The sequence below is a fragment of the Zhongshania aquatica genome (assembly GCF_027257955.1).
Taxonomy (GTDB): domain Bacteria; phylum Pseudomonadota; class Gammaproteobacteria; order Pseudomonadales; family Spongiibacteraceae; genus Spongiibacter; species Spongiibacter aquatica.
Window position 1 is genome coordinate 104,551 of the sequence record NZ_JANZNQ010000008.1, and the last position, 18,777, is coordinate 123,327.

Consider the following 18,777-nt stretch of genomic DNA (forward strand, 5'->3'; position numbering starts at 1 on the left):
GCAAGTAATATCCGCTTGGGATTAAGCTCAGCTCTGTATCTCCAATAGCGTCTCTCGCAGTTTAATCATTCGGGCCTGTTACGCAGCGTGATTCATTGCAGGTTGCCAAATGCTAAATCTCAGTTTTTCCACACCCGATGGCATGAAACCTTCCGACCAATGATACAGCACGCCATTTTCTCATTTTACCAGTACTAAAGTACCCCAGCAATTAACGCCCAACGCCAGTTAATACTCTAAAGATGGCGCAGTTATTGCTGAATTTTTGGGGCGAAATCTAGTCACAAAATAGAGGTTATCTCACCCGACACTAAAAACAGTACAGTGATACACAGCAGTGACACACAATCGCCACATACAGCGCCTAATGTCGTTAACGCACGTACGCCAAAATAATGGAACACATCACTATGCAACAATTAGACGGACTAGACGCCCTATTCGCTCTAAACGAACGCCAACACGCGCCGATGCATATCGCCGCTTTTCTGGTTTACAAACCCAAGAACATCAAACACAAAACGTTCTTGCAGCAGGAAGTACGCGACAGCTTCAAACAAAGACTATCGGCATCCCCTATTTTTCGTCGTCGCTTACTTACCATACCCTACGGCATGGATCACCCATATTGGATTGAAGACCAACACTTCGATCTAGACCGCCATATTTTCAGCCATTCTATAAAAGACCATGGCGGTGACCTGCCATCGTTACTCGCTAAACTGCACGCGCAGCCAATGAACATGAAGCGCCCGCTCTGGGAGGTTCATGTTATTCACGGCCTCGGTACGTTAAAAACCTATGAAAAAGGATCCTTTGGCTTGTATTTGAAAGTGCATCACGCGGCGATGGATGGTGTGTCAGGCACAGAGATACTGGCAGCCTTACACAATCTTGAGCCAATCGCCTTCGCCCTAGAAGATGCGTCCGAAAAGGAAGATCATTGGCAGCCAGACACACCGCCAAGCAGTTGGAGCATCGCGCGCCAAATTTGTATTAACAGCCTTCGCAAGCCAATGAATTTTGCCTGGCAGGCACGTAAATTAATTCCGACTATTCGACAGGCTGCCAGTGTAATAAGTACTCCGGATCATCGCCCAAGGGTGAATTGGCAGAAATCACCCTTTAATACTCGTATCACCGCCGAACGAAACATACAGCTGGTACATTTAGATTTTTCACGGTTGCGCCAAATACGCCGCCACTATCCACAAACCACGGTTAATCACGTCATTCTTAGCATTGTGGGTGGCGCGCTCAGACGGTATCTCATAGAGCTCAATAAACTACCTGACAACCCCCTGTCGTCGATGATTCCCGTGAATGTGCGAAGTAGCGACAGCAACATCGCGGGGAATGCCATCGGCATGATGATTGCCAGCCTACGCACTGACATTCAATGCCCCCTTCAGCGCTTACAGGCGGTGCGCGATGCCTCCAATAACGCAAAGCAGTTTTCAAGCACCATTGGCCGCAGCTCTCTTACCTCCTTGGTACGCGAAATGCCAAACGGTCTCGAGTCTGCGGCCTTGGGCGCGCTATCTGCCCTCGCTTATTGGCCTGGCGGTGTGTCACTGCCAGCTTGCACCATTGTTAGCAATGTTCCGGGGCCTCCGGTGCCGCTGTATTTTAATGATGCCAAACTGGTGGACATGCTCGGCTTAGGCCTAATTGTCGATCATCTAGGATTGTTTCACGTCGCAATGAGCTACAACGGTGTCATGACCCTATCTGTACTAAGCAGCCCCAACGCCCTAAAAGAACCCGCGCTTTATAAACGCTGCCTAGAAGAGTCTTTCGCCGCCTTGGATCAGGCCGTGTTAGAAGACACTGCAAGCAAAGACTGTCGGCCGGCAAAGCGCGCATGACGACCTAAATTCAACTTAAGGGGCATTAAAATACAGCAAAACTAAATTTTCCCTTGAAATCGCTGAGCAAAACCCCATTTTCACTGTCACAAGAACGGATAATGACACTCGCTCGGCAAGGGAACCCCCCAATGACGGAAAAACAATCCATTGGCCAATTACGTAATTGGCTGACTTCGCAAATTATTGGCCAGCAAAGTCTGGTAGATCGCCTTCTTATTGCACTGCTTGCCGATGGCCATTTGCTGGTCGAGGGCGCGCCGGGTTTGGCAAAAACAAAGGCCATCAAAACCCTCTCAGATGGGATTGATGCCAGCTTTCAACGTATTCAGTTTACTCCAGACTTATTACCGGGCGACGTTACCGGGAGCGATATTTACCGCCCCGAAACCGGTGTGTTCGAATTTCAACCCGGGCCCATCTTTCACAATTTAGTTTTAGCCGACGAAATAAACCGCGCGCCTGCGAAAGTACAGTCTGCCCTACTAGAGGCGATGGCTGAGCGCCAGGTTAGCGTCGGTAGCAATACCCTGCCGCTGCCGCCACTATTTCTGGTGATGGCAACGCAAAACCCGCTTGAGCAAGAGGGCACATATCCGCTGCCCGAAGCTCAGCTTGACCGATTTTTGATGCACGTGAATGTCGCCTACCCCAACGCTGCCGCCGAGCTCGAAATCCTTCGCCGGGTTCGCGCCGAGGCAAGGGGAGAAATAGACACCCCTGCGCCACTCAGTCAAGAAACCCTACTCACCGCCCGCAAGCAAGTTTTAGAATTGCATATGGCGGAGGCTGTTGAGGAATATATGGTTCAGTTGGTTATCGCCAGCCGAGACCCAAAAGCCTTGGATGCCGATCTGGCAAACTGGATAGAAGTTGGCGCCAGTCCCCGTGCAACGATCGCCTTGGATCGCTGCGCTCGCGCCCACGCCTGGCTAAATGATAGAGATTACGTTAGCCCCGACGATGTTCAAGCAGTAGCGCACGACGTACTTCGCCACCGCCTGATTTTAAGTTTTGAAGCCGAGGCCGACGGTATCCGTAAAGACCATATTATCGATCGCCTGTTGCAGGTGGTGCCAGTGGCATGAGTAGCCAATTGCGCGGTGACTTTAGTGCGCCGGTAAAAGGTGCGGTAGTCGATCAGCAATCACTGATACACACCCGCTTTGCCGCCACTAAACTCAAAGCCAAACCGCGTCGTCGCCACTTTGCCAAACAGGGCGGCAACCACGCCTCGCCTTTTAAAGGCCGCGGTCTAGCCTTTCACCATGTTCGTGAGTATCAGGGTGGCGACGAAATTCGTCACATCGACTGGCGAGTGACTGCTCGCACAGCAAAAGCCCACACCAAAATATTTGAAGAAGAGAAAGAGCGGCCGGTGGTGCTTTGCTTGGATCAGCGCGCGACCATGTTTTTCGGCAGCCGCCACTGTTTTAAATCTGTGCTGGCCTGCCACGTAGCCGCCACCCTCGCGTGGGCAGGTCTTGAAAACAACGATCGTGTTGGCGGCTTAATCTTTGCCGATGAACATCACCGAGAAGTACGGCCACGCCGCAGCCATCGCTCGGTGCTTAACTTTATTCATACCGCCACCGACTACAATCAAAGTCTGGCACAAACAACGAATGCATCAGATATTAGCAACGAAAAGAGCCTAGCATCAGCCTTTGAAGAACTGCGACGAATCACCCGACCCGGATCAACTGTTTACGTGCTCAGCGATTTTGCGGGTTACGAGCAAGATGCAGAGCGCCAGCTCCATTTGATTGCACGCCATAACGACGTGATTGCCATTTCTATTAGCGACCCAATGGAAGCAAGCCTACCAACAAACGGAAGTTATCCTGTTAGTAACGGCCGCGAACGAATTCAAATGACCCTAACAAACCGTCTACGAGAACAGTTCATCAATCGTCACCAGCAGACCCGGCACTCCTTACAAGCCAGCCTTAAACGCGGTGGCATTCACCATATTTCTCTCTCGACAGACTCGGCTTATTTTCTGCACCTACAACGTGGAATGGGCCAGGCATGACAGCTAATGTCCCTCCAACAATGAGTCCAGCCATGAATGCCGCAGCGGGACAAACGTCTCCGCTAGCGCAATTGGCCGACATACATTTACCACCGCCTGTCGCCAATTTTCCTTGGGCGCCCGGCTGGTGGGTGCTACTCGGCATCGCTGTAATCGCCTTGCTATGTGGTGTTTTTTGGTATCGTCAACACCGCAGTAAGAGTGCCTTCCGGCGAGCCGCACTCGTAGAACTGAGCGACATTGCGACGATCGAATCAGACCAATTATTCGCGCAGCAACTCAATCAATTACTGCGACGGGTCGCTTTACACAGTTACCCAAAAGAAAAAATAGCGGGCCTTAGTGGCGACAAATGGATGGATTTTTTATACCAGAACTGCGGCGAAAAGCCGATATTTGCGGACGCTAGTCTAGAGGCGTTGTTACAAGCAGCCTACCAATCACCAACCCATACACTCGCGCGCGATGGACTCATTGCCGAAAGTAAGACGTGGATTCGCCGTCACCGGAGCCGCCATGTTTGAGTTTCAATGGCCATTAATTTTTATACTCGCCCCTCTACCACTTCTGGTGCGCTGGCTCTCCAAACCACAGAATCAGAACACAGCGGCTGCCCTACGCGTACCGTTTTTTGCGCAGCTCCGCAGTCTAAGCAGCGAGCACAATGGGCCACAAAGCAGCGGAAGTTATTTAAATATCCTTCTGTTCAGTCTGGTGTGGCTATCGCTACTCGCTGGCGCAGCGCGACCAACTTGGATAGGTGACCCTGTTGCCATGCCCACCACTGGACGCGACCTCATGTTGGCCGTCGATATTTCTGGCTCCATGAATCAAGAAGACATGATCATCAAAGGCCAAGGTTTACCCCGTATCGCCGTTGTTAAGGCGGTGGTCAACGAATTTGTTCGGCAGCGAGAGGGCGATAAACTTGGCTTAATTTTATTTGGTTCCAATCCCTACATCCAATCGCCATTGTCCTTCGATTTACATACCCTCAACACCTTGATGAACGAAGCGCAGGTTGGCTTCGCGGGTAAACAAACCGCCATTGGCGACGCGATTGGTTTTGCTATCAAGCGACTACGCCAGCGGCCAGAAAACAGTCGCGTTCTCATATTGCTCACCGATGGCGCAGACACTGCGAGTACCTTAAAGCCCTTAAAAGCAGCGGAAATAGCGGCGGCAGAAAAAATCAAAATTTACACCATCGGCGTTGGCGCTACCGAAATGAAAATACCTGGTATTTTCGGCAGCAATCTCGGTGCACGCACGGTAAATCCCTCTGCCGATCTGGACGAAGACACTCTTCAGACCATTGCCACTAAAACAGGTGGTGAGTACTTTCGTGCTCGAAATCCAGCTGAACTGCAGTCAGCCTATGATGCGATTGCCGCACTAGAACCGGTGGAGCAAGAACAGGAAATGCTGCGCCCAGAGCGTTCGTTGCTGCACTGGCCACTGCTCTGCGCAGGCTCACTCATGTTGATCCTCGCTCTCAGCCGCAACTGGCCCTTTGGTAGCGGCAAATCAAGTGAGGTGTCTTCATGAACCTTGCTGGCATTGAATTACATTGGATACGTCCCGAACTACTGTGGACTGGCATACCCTTATTTATATGCGCCCTGTTACTAACCCGCCAAAGCTTTAAACAACGTAGCTGGCAACGGCATATCGACCCGGCATTGCTACCCTATTTATTAGATGGTAAACAGGGCGGTAAGCCGCGCCGCTCAGCGCTGATTTTGCTGCTCGCTGCTGCCTTAACGTGGATAGCGCTGCTTGGCCCCGCGTGGGAAAAAGTCCCGTCGCCGCTACACAAAAACACCAAAGGCTTGGTAGTGGTATTGGATTTATCACCCTCAATGCTAGCTGAAGATATTCAACCTTCCCGTATCCGCCAGGCACGATTCAAGCTGCGCGACATATTGCATTCACGCCGCGACGGGCAAACCGGTTTGGTAGTTTTTGCTGGCGATGCGTTCGTCGTTGCGCCGCTCACCGATGACGTAAATACCCTATTAACGCTCATCCCCGGACTCAGTCCTGAAATGATGCCTATGCCCGGCAGCAATCCATTAGCGGGACTGACACTGGCCAAGGATCTGCTGGACAACAGCGGCGGCAACGGCAGTATTCTACTGATCAGCGATGGCGTGAATGCAGAGCAGCTAGACGGCTTAAAAGACTTTATTAGCGACAGCGCTTACCCACTCTCTGTTCTAGGCGTTGGCAGTGCAGATGGCGCCCCCATTCCCTTACCGGGCGGTGGCTTTGCACGAGACAATAACGGAAATATCATTGTGCCAGCCTTGACCGTCGATGCACTGCAGTCCTTAGCGGGGGCGGGCAATGGAAGATACCGAGAACTCAGTTTGGACGACAGTGATATCGAAGCGCTTGCCATCGATACCGTGTCTGACTTAAAGGATAGCGAAACTGAAACCCGTTCTGAGCGCAATTACGATCAATGGAAAGACGCTGGCCCTTGGCTGGTATTGCTGCTATTACCTTTTGCATTAGTGGGCTTTCGTAAAAGCTGGTTACCCAGTCTATTGCCTTTGCTACTGCCGGTTTTAATTGCTGGGCAGCCTTCAACAGCCAATGCCTTTGAATTTGACGATCTTTGGCAAACGCCAGATCAACAGGCAGCCGCGCTTATGCGGGAAAGCCCGCAAGCTGCGGCTGAAAAATTCGAAGACCCAATGTGGAAAGCTGCAGCCCAATACCGCGCTGGCGATTTTGCTGGCGCGGCGGAAAGTTACGGGCAATTCGATACCGCTGATGCCCATTACAACAAAGGCAATGCCCTTGCGCAGGCCGGTAAACTAGACGAAGCCATAGCGTCCTATGATGCAGCCTTAGAAAAGGACCCTTCACATGCCGACGCCCAGAAGAACAAAAAAATTCTTGAGGATTTAAAAAAATCTCAAGAGCAAAATCCCCAAGATAATAAAGATCAACAATCTAAGGATGACAAACAGAAGCAAGACCAATCACAAGACGATAAACAAAATCAGCAGGGTGATAAAAGCCAACAGAATCAAGATCAGCAGAATCAGGATTCAGAGAACAACGAGTCTGGGGAGAAGTCAGACAGCGCTGAGGATCAGCAACAATCAAAACAAGATAATTCACAGAAACAAGATGGCTCTGAGGGACAAGACTCCTCTGATTCTCAGCAAGACAATCGCTCAGACTCTCAGAATCAATCCAAGCAAGGCGAAGACAAGCAAGACCAAAGTGAACAACAAGATAAGCAGTCTCAAGCTGAAAAAGAAGCTGCCGAAGAACGCAACGCAAAACTTGCCGAAGACTATGCCAAGCAGTCTGCGGAACAAAATGATGCCGTGCAAAAAGCGATGGAAGCCAAGCGAGATGCTAAAGAACAAAGTGATGCTGGCGAGCAAGCCGCCGCTGCTATGGCAAGCGACGAACCGCTAAGTGAAGAGGATCAAGCCCGCGAGCAGTGGCTGCGAAAGATTCCGGACAACCCCGGAAATTTACTGCGTAATAAATTCCGCTATCAACACTTAGATCGCCAGCAGCGCGGAGAACAACAAGGTAATAACGACGACTATGCACCCTATTAACCAGACTGTTAAACGGCTTCGCCACAGGAATGCCATGATGCAAAACAGATCCCACAATATATTTACACAAGGTGCTGCGATATTAGGCTTGCTGGTAGTACTGCTATGCCAAGCTGGCTTTGCCCACGCTGAAACCAATGTGCGCGCCACGGTCGATCGCAGTCAGGTTTCTAGCGAAGAATCCTTTACCCTGTCGCTCACTGCCGACAGCATTTTGTTTTCAGGCGAACCTGATGTAAACGCTCTGGAAAAAGACTTTCATATTATTAATCGCCAACAGAGTAGCCGCACCAACATTATCAATGGCAAGGTCAACAGCAGTCGGCAATGGGACTACACCCTCGTCCCGAAGCGCGAAGGTACATTAACAATTCCGGCGCTTCCCATGGGCAAGTATAAAACCAGAGCGATCACAATTACTGTCAGCAAGGCTGCTAAAGCTCAGCAAACTGGCAACGAAAGTATGTATATGGAATCTGACGTCTCGCCGCGCACAGCTTACGTACAACAAGAATTGCAATACACGGTAAAAATATTCACATCGGTAAATATTCTCGACGCCTCATTGGATGCGCCAGAAGTGGACAATGCGGTTGTTGAAGCTGACGGAGAAGAACGCTATCAATCGCTTATCAATGGTCGTTATTTTCAAGTAATTGAGCGACGGTATTCTATATATCCGCAAACCAGCGGCAACCTGACAATTCCGGCACTAACTCTTCAAGCACGTGTAGAGGGCTATCGTCCTTCTATGCTCGATCCCGGCCGATTAGTAGTAAAACGCAGCAGTGAACACCGTATCAAGGTGCTACCGCCACCGGCAGAATTTAAAGGCGCTGTCTGGCTGCCAGCCAAAGAAATTGCCCTTGAAGAAAGCTGGAGTAAAAATCCTGACACCTTAAAAGTTGGCGACTCAATTACTCGTACAGTCAACATTAAAGCCGACGGGCTATTAGGATCTCAGCTACCGGCCTTGCCAACAATAGAGTTGAACAACGCCAAACTGTATCCTGATCAGGCAAAAATAGAGAAAGGTGACGACAAATCAAATTGGACGGGAATTCGCAGCGAGTCCTTAGCCATTATTCCGACCCACGCCGGCGAATTTGTTCTACCTGAAGTCCGCATTGCTTGGTGGAATACCGACAGTGATCGAGCGGAGTTTGCGGTACTGCCGGAGCGGAAGTTTACTGTTGCACCGGCACTCAGCACTAGTGGAGAAACGGGCGCCGCAAGCAGTAACTCGCTGATTCCGAACACGCCGACCATCCATAACAAAGAAGCAAATGAGCCAGTTAACACAAATGCCGCTGATGCTTTAAGTGATCAGACATCAAGCAATAGTGTATTTATGTGGGTAGTCGTAGCGCTGTTGCTACTCAGCAATCTCGGATTTGCAGTGGCGTGGTGGCGGGGGCGACACCGCAGCTCGGCGACGCCTATCACACCAGAAATGGAAAGCAATTCTGAAAGTAAGGCATTTAAAGTATTAGAGAAAAGTGTAAAGACTAAGGCCGCGTACACCGAATTACGAAGCACTCTCAGCAAATGGGGGCAGTGCTATTGTAAACGTCCAGTGACCTTGAGCGAATTAGGAAACGCCATTCCCGAGTTACGCACGTTCTGCCAAAAGCTAGACGCGCATTTATTCTCCGGCCACGACATTGACTTCGATACCAATGCCCTACTCGACACAGTAAAATCTGTACGTAGCAAGGGAACTGTAAAAGGCCAAACTAGACCAGCATTGGCACCACTCTACCGCTAGTAGCATGGCCGTCCCTTAAAAGTAGACCAGTGACTCAAACTAAGCCGCTGGTACTTCTTTATGCCTTAGCACCAGCACACCACCCAATATCACGCAGGCAATCCCCATCATGGTTAGCGCACCGGGAATATGATCCCAAATCAGCCAATCTAATAAGCCGCTAAATACCACACCAAAATAGCTTATTGGTGCGAGCGCCGCCGCAGATACATAGCGATACGCCATGGTGTACATCACAAAGCTGAGATAAATAACCACGCCCATATAAATCAGTCCGGGCCACGCAGATGCAGGTATGGCTTGATAATTCCATAGAAAAAAAGGAAGACTGAACAGCAGGGAAATACTGAAATAATAAAATAAAATACGATTTTGCGGCTCGTGTTGTGCCAATACACGTGTACTAACCATAGAAACCGCAAGTCCCAAACCCGACAGTAGCGCCAGTAAATGCCATAGGCTTAAACCTGCGGCTCCCGGTTTAAGCACCAGCACCACACCCAAAAATCCCACCACCAAAGGCAGCCACGTTTCTCGACGCACTCGCTGGCTAAACCAAAGGTAGATTACCAGCGGTACCATTAAGGGCGCAGACGAACGTAGGAGTGTCGCATCGACCAACGATATTTTGCTTAACGCGATATAGTACAAATAAAAACACGCGCAGCCACTCATCCCTCTTATTAAGTGAATACCGGGGCGAGATGTCGCTAGCCCAGAGCGACCCGCTCGTAATACTGACGGTAGAGCAAATAAAAAACTGATGCCATATTGCACCAAGACAATGGCGGATACATGAACTTCTTGCGAGACATGCTTGCCGACAGCGGCAACTGTGCTTGAGAAAAACACCGTCACTAAAGACAGCGCTAAGCCAGTGAACAATTGTTTTCTTTCTATCGATAATGCCAAGGCTCAGTCTCTTTATACAATGATCCGCAACGACTATAAAACTCGCGTTTGCGCCGCCACTATAATGAGCCTGATTGATATTGGCCAGTAATTGCCAAGTAGGGAAGGGGATTTTAGAGAATACAGCCCCTTCGCTAAGGCAAAGAGGCTGTGAAACAGACTAGATATTACTTCTTATCGGCGCCACATTTAGCTTCACCACACTTGCCCTCAGCAGCGGCTTTCTTTTCAGCACCGCATTTCGCTTCGCCGCACTTACCTTCAGCAGCCGCCTTCTTCTCGGCGCCGCACTTAGCTTCGCCACATTTCGCTTCAGCAGCTTTTTTCTCAGCGCCGCATTTCGCTTCACCACATTTACCTTCCGCGTCTTTAGCATAATCAGCAAGCTGATAACCGCTGCTCATTACTGTTGCGGCAAAGGGGTTGGTATCTGCAACAGCAACTGATGCCATTGAGGAAGCTAGCATGGCCGCACCTAGTGCTGTCATCGCAGTATTTTTCATATCGTCATCACCTGAATAATTAGTTGAAAGATTACATTGGCCGCTGCATAGCGACTCTACTTATAAGAGTAACAACAAGTCACCATGTTACAAACGAGATGAAAAATAAATTAAATCACATTCCTTTGTAACAAGATTTGTCGCGGTACGTCTTACCAGCATATACATATAACACGATTACGCCGCCAAGCGGCTGCAATGTAATCACCCATGTCATACGAGGCAAACCTCATGGTAGATTTTTTCAGTAAACTTCAAAGCATTCAAAACGGCCTAGGAAAACTCGTCACACCGCTAGATGGTTTGCCATCGCTTGCCCTGCGACTTTACCTAGTACCAATATTTTGGATGGCTGGCAGTAGTAAAATGAGGCATTTTTCCGACACCGTGGAATGGTTTGGCAATAGTGACTGGGGCCTAGGACTTCCCTTCCCCCTTGTTATGGCTTTTTTAGCAACCGCCACCGAGATCATCGGTGCGGTCTTTCTTCTTATCGGCTTCGCAACCCGCTGGATATCTATTCCACTGGCTATCACCATGCTAATTGCGGCCACAACCGTTCACTGGCAAAACGGCTGGCAAGCCATCGCCGATGCAAGCGCGCCCTTCGCCAATGAACGCGTTGTTGATTCCGTTGACAAGCTCGCCGCAGCACGATCTTTGTTAGAAGCACATGGCAACTACGACTGGCTTACATCCAGCGGAAAATTCGTGATACTCAATAACGGTATCGAATTCGCGGTCACGTATTTGATTATGTTACTTGCGCTCATGGTGTTGGGAGGTGGCCGTTTTCTTAGCGTAGATTATTGGATAGCTAAGCAAATACCCACAAGTAAATAACACAAAGTACGACTGAGAAGCAGTGAATTCTTGCCTGCGCGGTCCGGAATCAGAGACACTAGGAGTCTTAACCATGGTTTGGATTAACACGTGTCATTGGCCGTTAACGAGCAGGAGCTTATCGCCCGTCTTAAAGCTGGCGATAACAATGCCTTCAAGCACCTTATCAGCGCGTATCACTTGAAATTAGTGATCGTTGCGAGGGCTATTGTCGGCGACGTCTTTGCTGAAGACGTCGCCCAAGAAGCCTGGGCTTCTATATATAAAGCCATTGGACACTTTGAAGGTCGCGCCAGCTTATCGACTTGGATGATTCAGATCGTCAGTAACGAAGCGAAGTCGAGATTACGGCGGGAAAAACGTCATAGTAGTTTTGGCGATATTGACGAGGTGCGCCCTGAGGTTGCTGCGGAAAACTTCGACGGCAACGGACACTGGGTAAATCCACCAGCACATTGGGACATTAACACGCCGGAGCTTATGCTTCAGGAGGATCAACTAAGACACTGTATTGAGCACACTCTGACCATATTGCCCGAAAATCAAAAGGCAGTTTTTTTGCTACGCGACGTTGAGCAACGCGATTTGGACGATATCGCCGAGTTACTTTCTTTGAGCGAGGCAAATGTTAGGGTGATTTTGCACCGTGCACGATTGCAACTTATGAAAACCATTAATCATTATCAGGAGACCGGAGAATGCTAAATTGTAAGCAATTTACCGATCTTGCCAGCGAGCACATCGACCACGAGCATACCGGCTGGAAACGTGTCGAAGTTCGCTTGCACCTGATAATTTGTCGCCATTGCCGCCGCTTTAATCGCCACCTGGATCGCAGTCGACAAACAGGTGCCACCATCGCTCAGCAAGTATGGCGCAGTGATGAGGGAACCAGCGACCTTATATTTTCGCGGATTATTGCTGCAGCTAAGAACAAAAACGACGCGAACCCTTAGTGTTTATTAAAAACTACGTCGCAGCTATTCGTATTCAGCCCGCGACGTCAACAAAGGACGCACACTAAACAGCAGGTAAATAGACCCTGAACTCTGCTCCAGCCCCGTCCTCGCTAAAAAGTACTATACGACCATCGTACTCATCAAGAATACGCCGACAGATAGCGAGACCAATTCCATTGCCCTCATAGTCTTGCTCTGTATGCAAACGTTCAAACACACCAAAAATGCGTTTACTGTAGTGCGAAGCAATGCCGATGCCATTGTCTCTTATATAAAAGCCGATCTCGCCACTTTCAGTGTCATTTAAGGGACCAATTTCAATTTTTGGTACGTCCTCGCTACGGCTAAACTTAATTGCATTATTCACTAATTGCGACATTAGTTTTGCTAAAGGTTCACTTGGCATGCGCGCCATATCTAAGGCTTCTCGCTGTAATACAACCCCATACTTCTTAATGTCATCCGCGTTCGCGAGTAAAGCCTGGTCGAGCGCCGCATCCAAGGACGATGACTCACCATCGTTCACCGGCTGAGGTAATGAATACTCATATAAATCATCGATCATCGATGTTGTGCGCTTTGCCGATGTCACAATCATCGTCAACCATTTCGCTTCGTCTTCCGCCAAGCGATCGGCCAATCGCTCTGATAATAAATCACCAAACACCGCAATAGAGCGCAACGGCTCTTTAATATCTCTAGCGGTGATAGACGCATACTGCTCCAGAGCAGAGTTGGAACGCTCAAGCGACGCATGATTCTGCTCAAGCAACCGTTTCATTACCCGTGTTTGTGCCAGCTCTTCAGTTCGCTCGTCAACCACTTGCTGCAAATCGCGGGTTAAACGCTCCACCTCCATACGCTGTTTAGCATTTTCTTCTACTTCGTCGCGCAACTTCTGGTTCAAATCTAATAATTGCTGATTGCTTGGTAATGCCAATGCTTTAGGAATTAACGGCCAAACCGCGACGGCAGTTCCAACCGATGCAATGGCTGTTATCAATTTCACCAAACCACTTAACCAGTAGGCGCCGTACCAAACGTTAAAAATATTAATGAGATGGGTGGCACCGCAGGCAAAAATGAATATCGCAAACATCACGAACATAAAATTGAATTTTAAGTCGTCACGCCTGCGAACTAAATACACCAAGGCAATAGGTATAGTGAAATACGAAATGGTAATTAGCGCGTCACTCCAAACGTGTAATCGCACCAAATCTTCATTCCACAGGTAGCAGTGCCCATGCGGAGGCATTTCTGGGCCAAGCAGAAAACTCATAAAATCTGACATTTCTTTAATCCAATGGCTATGTTCGTTCCCTAATCAACCGCTACGGTCATAAGCCTGTGCTAAAGAACACACAACTCGACATGCGGTCTACTTTTATAGCAAGACTACCCGTGCAAAAACACTGTGTGTTCCACCTAGTCTTTGTGAGAAACCCCTTAACTATAGCTCCTCAATAAAAAATACGTCCTTTTCACAATCTGTTTTTTATAATTTGCCCAGCACCAACCATTTGCGGTCGCTATTCCACCCCTTAACAAGCCGAAACGGGCTCTTAATCGCCGCTAAAATAGCGGCACTCCGTTGTTATTTCTATCTCTTTATAGCCGTCACCTTATAACAGGTGAACCTGCGCAAAATAATAACCCTGCGATAGCGGATAAAACGCAACTGAAATGCTAAGTAATTGCTGCAGATCACCTTTTACGTTGATACCAGCTGTAAACTCAGGAAATTAGCGACAGCAGCAGTGTAAGGGCCCACCACTGGGACTCAAGGTACTTTTGGGCATATCATCTACATATTGGCTACATATCATAGGGCGATATTACACAAATCTAGCCCAATGTGCTTGCCGCACCCGCCCTGCTCCACTATTCTGCAAAATCATAAAAACATTGTGCTAAACAATATCAAGCATAGGAAGAATAAGCACTTGCGACGATTTCAAGCGAACCCACATCCATTATTAATAGCAAGCCTCCTGTTCTTATCATTTTCGGTCATAGCTGACGTCTCTGCCGATAATAATAGTCTAAGGACACTGCACTACAGTACGGCAACATTTCCCGCAAAGAACCAATATGAAGGTTATACACAACAAGCCGGAGGATACGTCTTCGTAAACGACAAAGATCGACTGCTCGATAATCTTAAAAGTATGTATGAAAAAGGACTCGTCTTAGAGGGAAAGTCCCGAGGCTTATTGGTTATCCCTGGCGATGAAGCTGAATTGGTTGAACAACTAGAAAATGCTGAAAATGATAAAACAAGCTTTTCTGCTGGCGGTCATTTCGCTTTACTCACTGAAAGCAATGATTGGATTGTGGTTGGTGGTTCGGTATTTGATGCTAGCGGACGCTTCAATTACGACGACAACGACGCAAATCGGCTGCGCTTTGCAACCGTTCTGGGGCTATTTGGACTCGGAGATTTAGAGTCTACAGTAAATGTATCCGGGGTATGGAAAAACTATCTCGGCCTTAACTATCGCTACCAACTAGACAGCCTGCCCGACACCCGCATTGGACTCACAACAAAACTCCAGAGCATAAGCCTTATAGAGCGAGCAATTTTTATTGACGAATACGACGAAGACAAGCTTTTCGACCAAAGTCGGGACGTAGGGAGCAAAGTACAACTGAATGCGGATTTAGGTATTCAGCATCAATTCGACTCATGGGTTATTGGCGTGAATGCTGCGGATATTTATCAGCAAAAATTTAAAGGGCCAAACGGAACGACCTATCAGCAACGCAGTCACCTCAGCGGCAGTATAAGTTACGCTAGCAATTGGAGCACCGTCCTAATCAACGCAGACATTACACCGCAACAGGGTTTCGGCGAGCTTTCTTCCCATAAAGATTATCATATTCGCTTCTTGCTCCCAGTAAGTACAAAACTCGGGCTCATGCTCGGTTACCAATGGATAGACAGCAATGACCAATCGGATCTCCCACATCTTGGGTTTCGCTACGCCGTGGGTGATCTACTTAGAATTGAAGCCGGCTTTAGCTTCGCCGGCCCACGTGAGTTTGGCGGCAGCGGCAGCCTTCAGCTACCCCTTTAATAATCGGCTATGCTGTGTGCGCAACCCCAATCATTGTTTATCCGGTATATATGACATGGCATGCTCACTTACTGCGGTGATCGTCAGCGAGGGATTCACGCCAAGATTCGAAGATAATGTCGAACCATCACAAATCAGCATATTCTTATAGCCAAACACCCTGCTCTGAACATCGACCACGCCTTCATCCGCTGTGCGCCCCATACCTGCCCCACCCATGCAATGGGCTGTCGCCGGAATATTAAACAACACCTCGGTTATCAAACTGCCCGCCATCCCCCCCCTCCGCCGCGCAGCCTTTAGAGCGAATTCGCTGGCTTCAGGGATGTGCGCGGGTATCTTCGGGCCAAAACTCACCATACGCTTACTAAATGGCCAATACCAACGGCGCTTATAGAGCATATCGATATGCCCATCCAAGGTTTGCATACACAGTAAAATAATTGTTTGCTTAGCCAGCCCAAAGGGGATTAGTGACCCGATCGCTTGTTTCGGATTACGCAGCAACAAACGCAGCATGGTGTATATCCAATTAAAAATTCGACGCCAATCGGTCTTTCCACGGATCATTGCCGTTACCAGCAAACCCATGGCGTCAGACCCTCGCGGGTAGCGAGTTGCCTCAATATGGGTTTTATCATCAAGATAAATACCCGAGCCAATCGCAATACCAGCGTCCATATTATCGGCGTCGGGTAAACGAACACCAATCAGTGACTCGGCATTTGTTCTAACTCGACGACCTAATTGCTGGGAAATATTGGGTAGTGATTTTTTGTCTCGTAGCTTAAACAGCAGTTCCTGCGTACCCAATGACGATCCCGCAAAGACGACTGATTTAACACGCCAGCGACGCTTATTACGAAACAAAAATGCAGTGCTGCTAACCGTCGTAACCTCATAACCGTCTTCGCCATCGGCCTTGCCGTTAAGAGGCACAACATCAATCACTTTGGTTTCGGCAAATACCTCTGCGCCCTGCTTTTCGGCTAGGTACAAATAATTCTTATCTAAGGAGTTTTTTGCGTTATAACGACAGCCCACCATGCAGCCACCGCAACCAATGCAACTATTGCGTACTGGGCCGTCGCCATCGAAATAGGGATCTGGATAGGACTTGCCCTGCGGTTCGCCCTCATCGCCAAAAAACACACCAACCTGAGTTTTATAAAAGGTATCGCCGCAGCCCCAGTCTTCTGCGGCTTCTTTCAACATATCGTCCGCAGGACCGATGATTCTATTTTCAGTAACGCCGAGCATTTTCTTAGCGGTGGCGTAATGAGCAGGCATCACCTGCTCCCAATCTCTTAAGCCAGCCCAACTGCCCTGCTGCCATATTACTGGCTTCGGTACTAACAAGGTATTTGCATAGGTAATTGAGCCGCCACCCACTGCATTACCGTGCAAAACAAGCACATGCTTAAACCATTTGATATTAAAAAAGCCCTTTAATCCCAGCATAGGTCGCCATAACCAGCGATGAAAATGCCAGTTAGACGGCGGAAATGATTCTTCGCTCCAGCGTTTACCCATTTCCATCACCGCGACGGTGTAGCCCTTCTGTGTTAGCCGATAAGCAGACACAGAGCCACCAAAACCAGAGCCAACCACCAAATAATCTACATCGTATTCCACGATCAATCACACCTTCATCGTCGCCAACGGCTCAGCAAAACCGACGATATATCGGTAGCTGTGTCTGGCTGCGTTAATTTGACAATATGTCATGTCACTTTACATCTGACATCAACTCATGTCAAAATTTCCGCATGTCAAAATCTGCCTCAAAAACCACAGCAAAACCATCGTCTGACAGCAAGCAGCCGACTCGCCGCTATCGTGGCAGCAGCGGCGACCAACGCCGCAACGAGCGCTACGAGCAATTACTTAGCGCTGGACTCTGCGTCATTGGCAGCAACGGCTATGCCGCCGCCAGTGTAAAAAGCATTTGTACGGAAGCCGGTTTAACAGAACGCTACTTCTATGAGTCGTTTGCGAATAGGGAAGCGCTCTTAGCCGAGGTTTATAAAACCCAAACTCGTTTTTTGAAGGAGCGGATGCTCGCTGCCTTTGAAATATCTGAACGCAGCAGCACTGCCTTTTCTCGCGCAGGCTTAAAAGCTTTTTTCGACACCTTGTATGAACACCCCGAAGTCGCCCGTTTATTACTTTTTGAAATTCTTGGCGTTAGCGACACAATAGACGTGTTGTATTACGAGGCAATGGAAGAGTTTGCCGTGTTGGTGAGAACCCTAACAGAGTCATTAGGTATCGCTGACATGTCAGAAATACCAGACCAAGGCATGGTATACGCGGGCCTAGTTGGCGCAGTGCTACAAATTGCCCGGCGCTGGGCACTGAATAACTATCGGGAACCGGTCGATAGCATTATTGAAAGCAGTTTGTTTTTATTTATTGCCGCCACAAGTTATAACGCGTCCATGTCGAAGTGAATTCGCTACTCACGAATCAATCGCCCCCCAACCGACTCTAGCTCTGCCTTATGCTGTTTCCAATCAGGCATAGCCTCCGCCATCAGGGCGTAAAATTGCTGACTGTGATTAAACTCCTGTAAATGGCAGAGCTCGTGAACAATCACATAATCAATACAAACTTGGCTGGCTTTGATTAAATGGGTATTCAAACAAATGCGCCCATCTGCTGAGCAACTTCCCCACCGAGAACGCATACGCCTCAATCGCAAAACGGGTATGTCTTCAACCCACGGCAAGAGTGCAGCCCAATGGGATAACCGTGCAGAGAACACCTGCTGAGCTTGGAGCTGATACCAGCGTTGAAGGGCCCGACTTATCTGTTCTGAATCTTCGAGCTCGCCAGTAAGTACTATCTTGTCGCCATCGACCCCCACTTTCGCTCGGCCTTTACCAACGAGGATTTTCAATTCCCGCGACTCGCCTAAAAAATCATGGTGTTCACCCGCTATATAGCTCAAGGCCGCGTCTTGCTGACTTAAGAACTGCTGTTGACGCTCGTAAATCCACTCTCGATTCCGTGTCAGCATTGTATCTATGTGGACTGTAGACGTCGCAAATGGAGCCCGTAAAACCACCCCTTTTCGGCCTACTTGCAACGTTAATTTAGAACGCCGACGTCGACTGCGAATAACGGTGATGGGGACGGACTGATCTCGGCACTGAAGAAATTGCTGACTGCGTAACTCGACAGCGCGCTTATATTTTTTTATTTTCAACATCGCTA

Annotated in this window: 17 protein-coding genes; 12 read left to right on the forward strand and 5 right to left on the reverse strand. The window is 48.9% G+C overall.

The window, feature by feature from the left end:
• Positions 1 to 410: 410 nt before the first annotated feature.
• The 7 genes from O9X78_RS10130 to O9X78_RS10160 all read left to right on the forward strand — a co-directional run bounded on the left by O9X78_RS10130 (position 411) and on the right by O9X78_RS10160 (position 9,261).
• The gene (locus O9X78_RS10130; RefSeq protein ID WP_269619561.1) at positions 411 to 1,868 is read left to right on the forward strand and encodes a wax ester/triacylglycerol synthase family O-acyltransferase; all 1,458 of its coding nucleotides are present in this window, start codon (positions 411 to 413) and stop codon (positions 1,866 to 1,868) included.
• A 131-nt stretch (positions 1,869 to 1,999) separates the two neighbouring features.
• The gene (locus O9X78_RS10135) at positions 2,000 to 2,956 is read left to right on the forward strand and encodes an AAA family ATPase (protein WP_269619562.1); all 957 of its coding nucleotides are present in this window, start codon (positions 2,000 to 2,002) and stop codon (positions 2,954 to 2,956) included.
• On the forward strand, positions 2,953 to 3,903 hold the full coding sequence (locus O9X78_RS10140; protein WP_269619563.1) for a DUF58 domain-containing protein: 951 nt from the start codon (positions 2,953 to 2,955) through the stop codon (positions 3,901 to 3,903). Before O9X78_RS10135 ends, O9X78_RS10140 begins: the two co-directional genes overlap by 4 nt.
• Entirely contained in the window at positions 3,900 to 4,427 is a 528-nt protein-coding gene (locus O9X78_RS10145) for a DUF4381 domain-containing protein (protein WP_269619564.1), read from the forward strand. Before O9X78_RS10140 ends, O9X78_RS10145 begins: the two co-directional genes overlap by 4 nt.
• A complete protein-coding gene (locus tag O9X78_RS10150; RefSeq protein ID WP_269619565.1) occupies positions 4,420 to 5,451 on the forward strand; it encodes a VWA domain-containing protein in 1,032 nt (343 codons plus the stop codon). Before O9X78_RS10145 ends, O9X78_RS10150 begins: the two co-directional genes overlap by 8 nt.
• Entirely contained in the window at positions 5,448 to 7,493 is a 2,046-nt protein-coding gene (locus O9X78_RS10155) for a vWA domain-containing protein (protein WP_269619566.1), read from the forward strand. Before O9X78_RS10150 ends, O9X78_RS10155 begins: the two co-directional genes overlap by 4 nt.
• 34 nt (positions 7,494 to 7,527) lie before the next feature.
• The gene (locus O9X78_RS10160) at positions 7,528 to 9,261 is read left to right on the forward strand and encodes a BatD family protein (RefSeq protein ID WP_269619567.1); all 1,734 of its coding nucleotides are present in this window, start codon (positions 7,528 to 7,530) and stop codon (positions 9,259 to 9,261) included.
• A 39-nt stretch (positions 9,262 to 9,300) separates the two neighbouring features.
• On the opposite strand, the gene O9X78_RS10165 is transcribed toward O9X78_RS10160, so the two are convergent.
• Together O9X78_RS10165 and O9X78_RS10170 are read right to left on the reverse strand one after the other, a co-directional pair.
• Positions 9,301 to 10,173, reverse strand: a complete 873-nt coding sequence (locus O9X78_RS10165; protein WP_269619568.1) for a DMT family transporter — start codon at positions 10,171 to 10,173, stop codon at positions 9,301 to 9,303.
• 167 nt (positions 10,174 to 10,340) lie between these two features.
• Positions 10,341 to 10,676: an HvfA family oxazolone/thioamide-modified RiPP metallophore gene (locus O9X78_RS10170; RefSeq protein ID WP_269619569.1), complete on the reverse strand. Its 336-nt coding sequence runs from the start codon at positions 10,674 to 10,676 to the stop codon at positions 10,341 to 10,343.
• A gap of 231 nt (positions 10,677 to 10,907) precedes the next feature.
• Between O9X78_RS10170 and O9X78_RS10175 the strand changes: the two genes are divergently transcribed.
• From O9X78_RS10175 to O9X78_RS10185, 3 genes are all read left to right on the forward strand, one after another.
• Positions 10,908 to 11,519, forward strand: coding sequence for an HvfX family Cu-binding RiPP maturation protein (locus tag O9X78_RS10175; RefSeq protein ID WP_269619570.1), 612 nt, complete (start codon positions 10,908 to 10,910; stop codon positions 11,517 to 11,519).
• A gap of 90 nt (positions 11,520 to 11,609) precedes the next feature.
• Positions 11,610 to 12,224 carry a sigma-70 family RNA polymerase sigma factor gene (locus tag O9X78_RS10180; RefSeq protein WP_269619571.1) on the forward strand — a complete coding sequence of 205 codons (615 nt, stop codon included), beginning with the start codon at positions 11,610 to 11,612 and terminating at the stop codon, positions 12,222 to 12,224.
• Positions 12,218 to 12,475: a zf-HC2 domain-containing protein gene (locus tag O9X78_RS10185; RefSeq protein ID WP_269619572.1), complete on the forward strand. Its 258-nt coding sequence runs from the start codon at positions 12,218 to 12,220 to the stop codon at positions 12,473 to 12,475. Before O9X78_RS10180 ends, O9X78_RS10185 begins: the two co-directional genes overlap by 7 nt.
• Before the next feature lie 64 nt (positions 12,476 to 12,539).
• On the opposite strand, the gene O9X78_RS10190 is transcribed toward O9X78_RS10185, so the two are convergent.
• Positions 12,540 to 13,772 (reverse strand): sensor histidine kinase, encoded by a 1,233-nt coding sequence (locus O9X78_RS10190; protein WP_269619573.1) that lies wholly within the window; start codon positions 13,770 to 13,772, stop codon positions 12,540 to 12,542.
• Between the two features lie 652 nt (positions 13,773 to 14,424).
• On the opposite strand from O9X78_RS10190, the gene traF reads away from it, so the two are divergent.
• Positions 14,425 to 15,558, forward strand: a complete 1,134-nt coding sequence (gene traF, locus O9X78_RS10195; protein WP_269619574.1) for a conjugal transfer protein TraF — start codon at positions 14,425 to 14,427, stop codon at positions 15,556 to 15,558.
• Positions 15,559 to 15,588: 30 nt separating this feature from the next.
• Here the strand turns inward: traF and choxAB are convergent, their stop codons facing one another.
• Positions 15,589 to 17,193 carry a cholesterol oxidase gene (gene choxAB / locus O9X78_RS10200; RefSeq protein WP_269619575.1) on the reverse strand — a complete coding sequence of 535 codons (1,605 nt, stop codon included), beginning with the start codon at positions 17,191 to 17,193 and terminating at the stop codon, positions 15,589 to 15,591.
• Between the two features lie 134 nt (positions 17,194 to 17,327).
• Here choxAB and O9X78_RS10205 point away from each other — a divergent pair, with 134 nt between their 5' ends.
• Entirely contained in the window at positions 17,328 to 18,011 is a 684-nt protein-coding gene (locus O9X78_RS10205; RefSeq protein ID WP_269619576.1) for a TetR/AcrR family transcriptional regulator, read from the forward strand.
• 5 nt (positions 18,012 to 18,016) lie between these two features.
• Here the strand turns inward: O9X78_RS10205 and O9X78_RS10210 are convergent, their stop codons facing one another.
• Complete coding sequence (locus O9X78_RS10210; RefSeq protein ID WP_269619577.1) at positions 18,017 to 18,772, reverse strand: M48 family metallopeptidase; 756 nt, start codon at positions 18,770 to 18,772, stop codon at positions 18,017 to 18,019.
• Between the last annotated feature and the right edge of the window lie 5 nt (positions 18,773 to 18,777).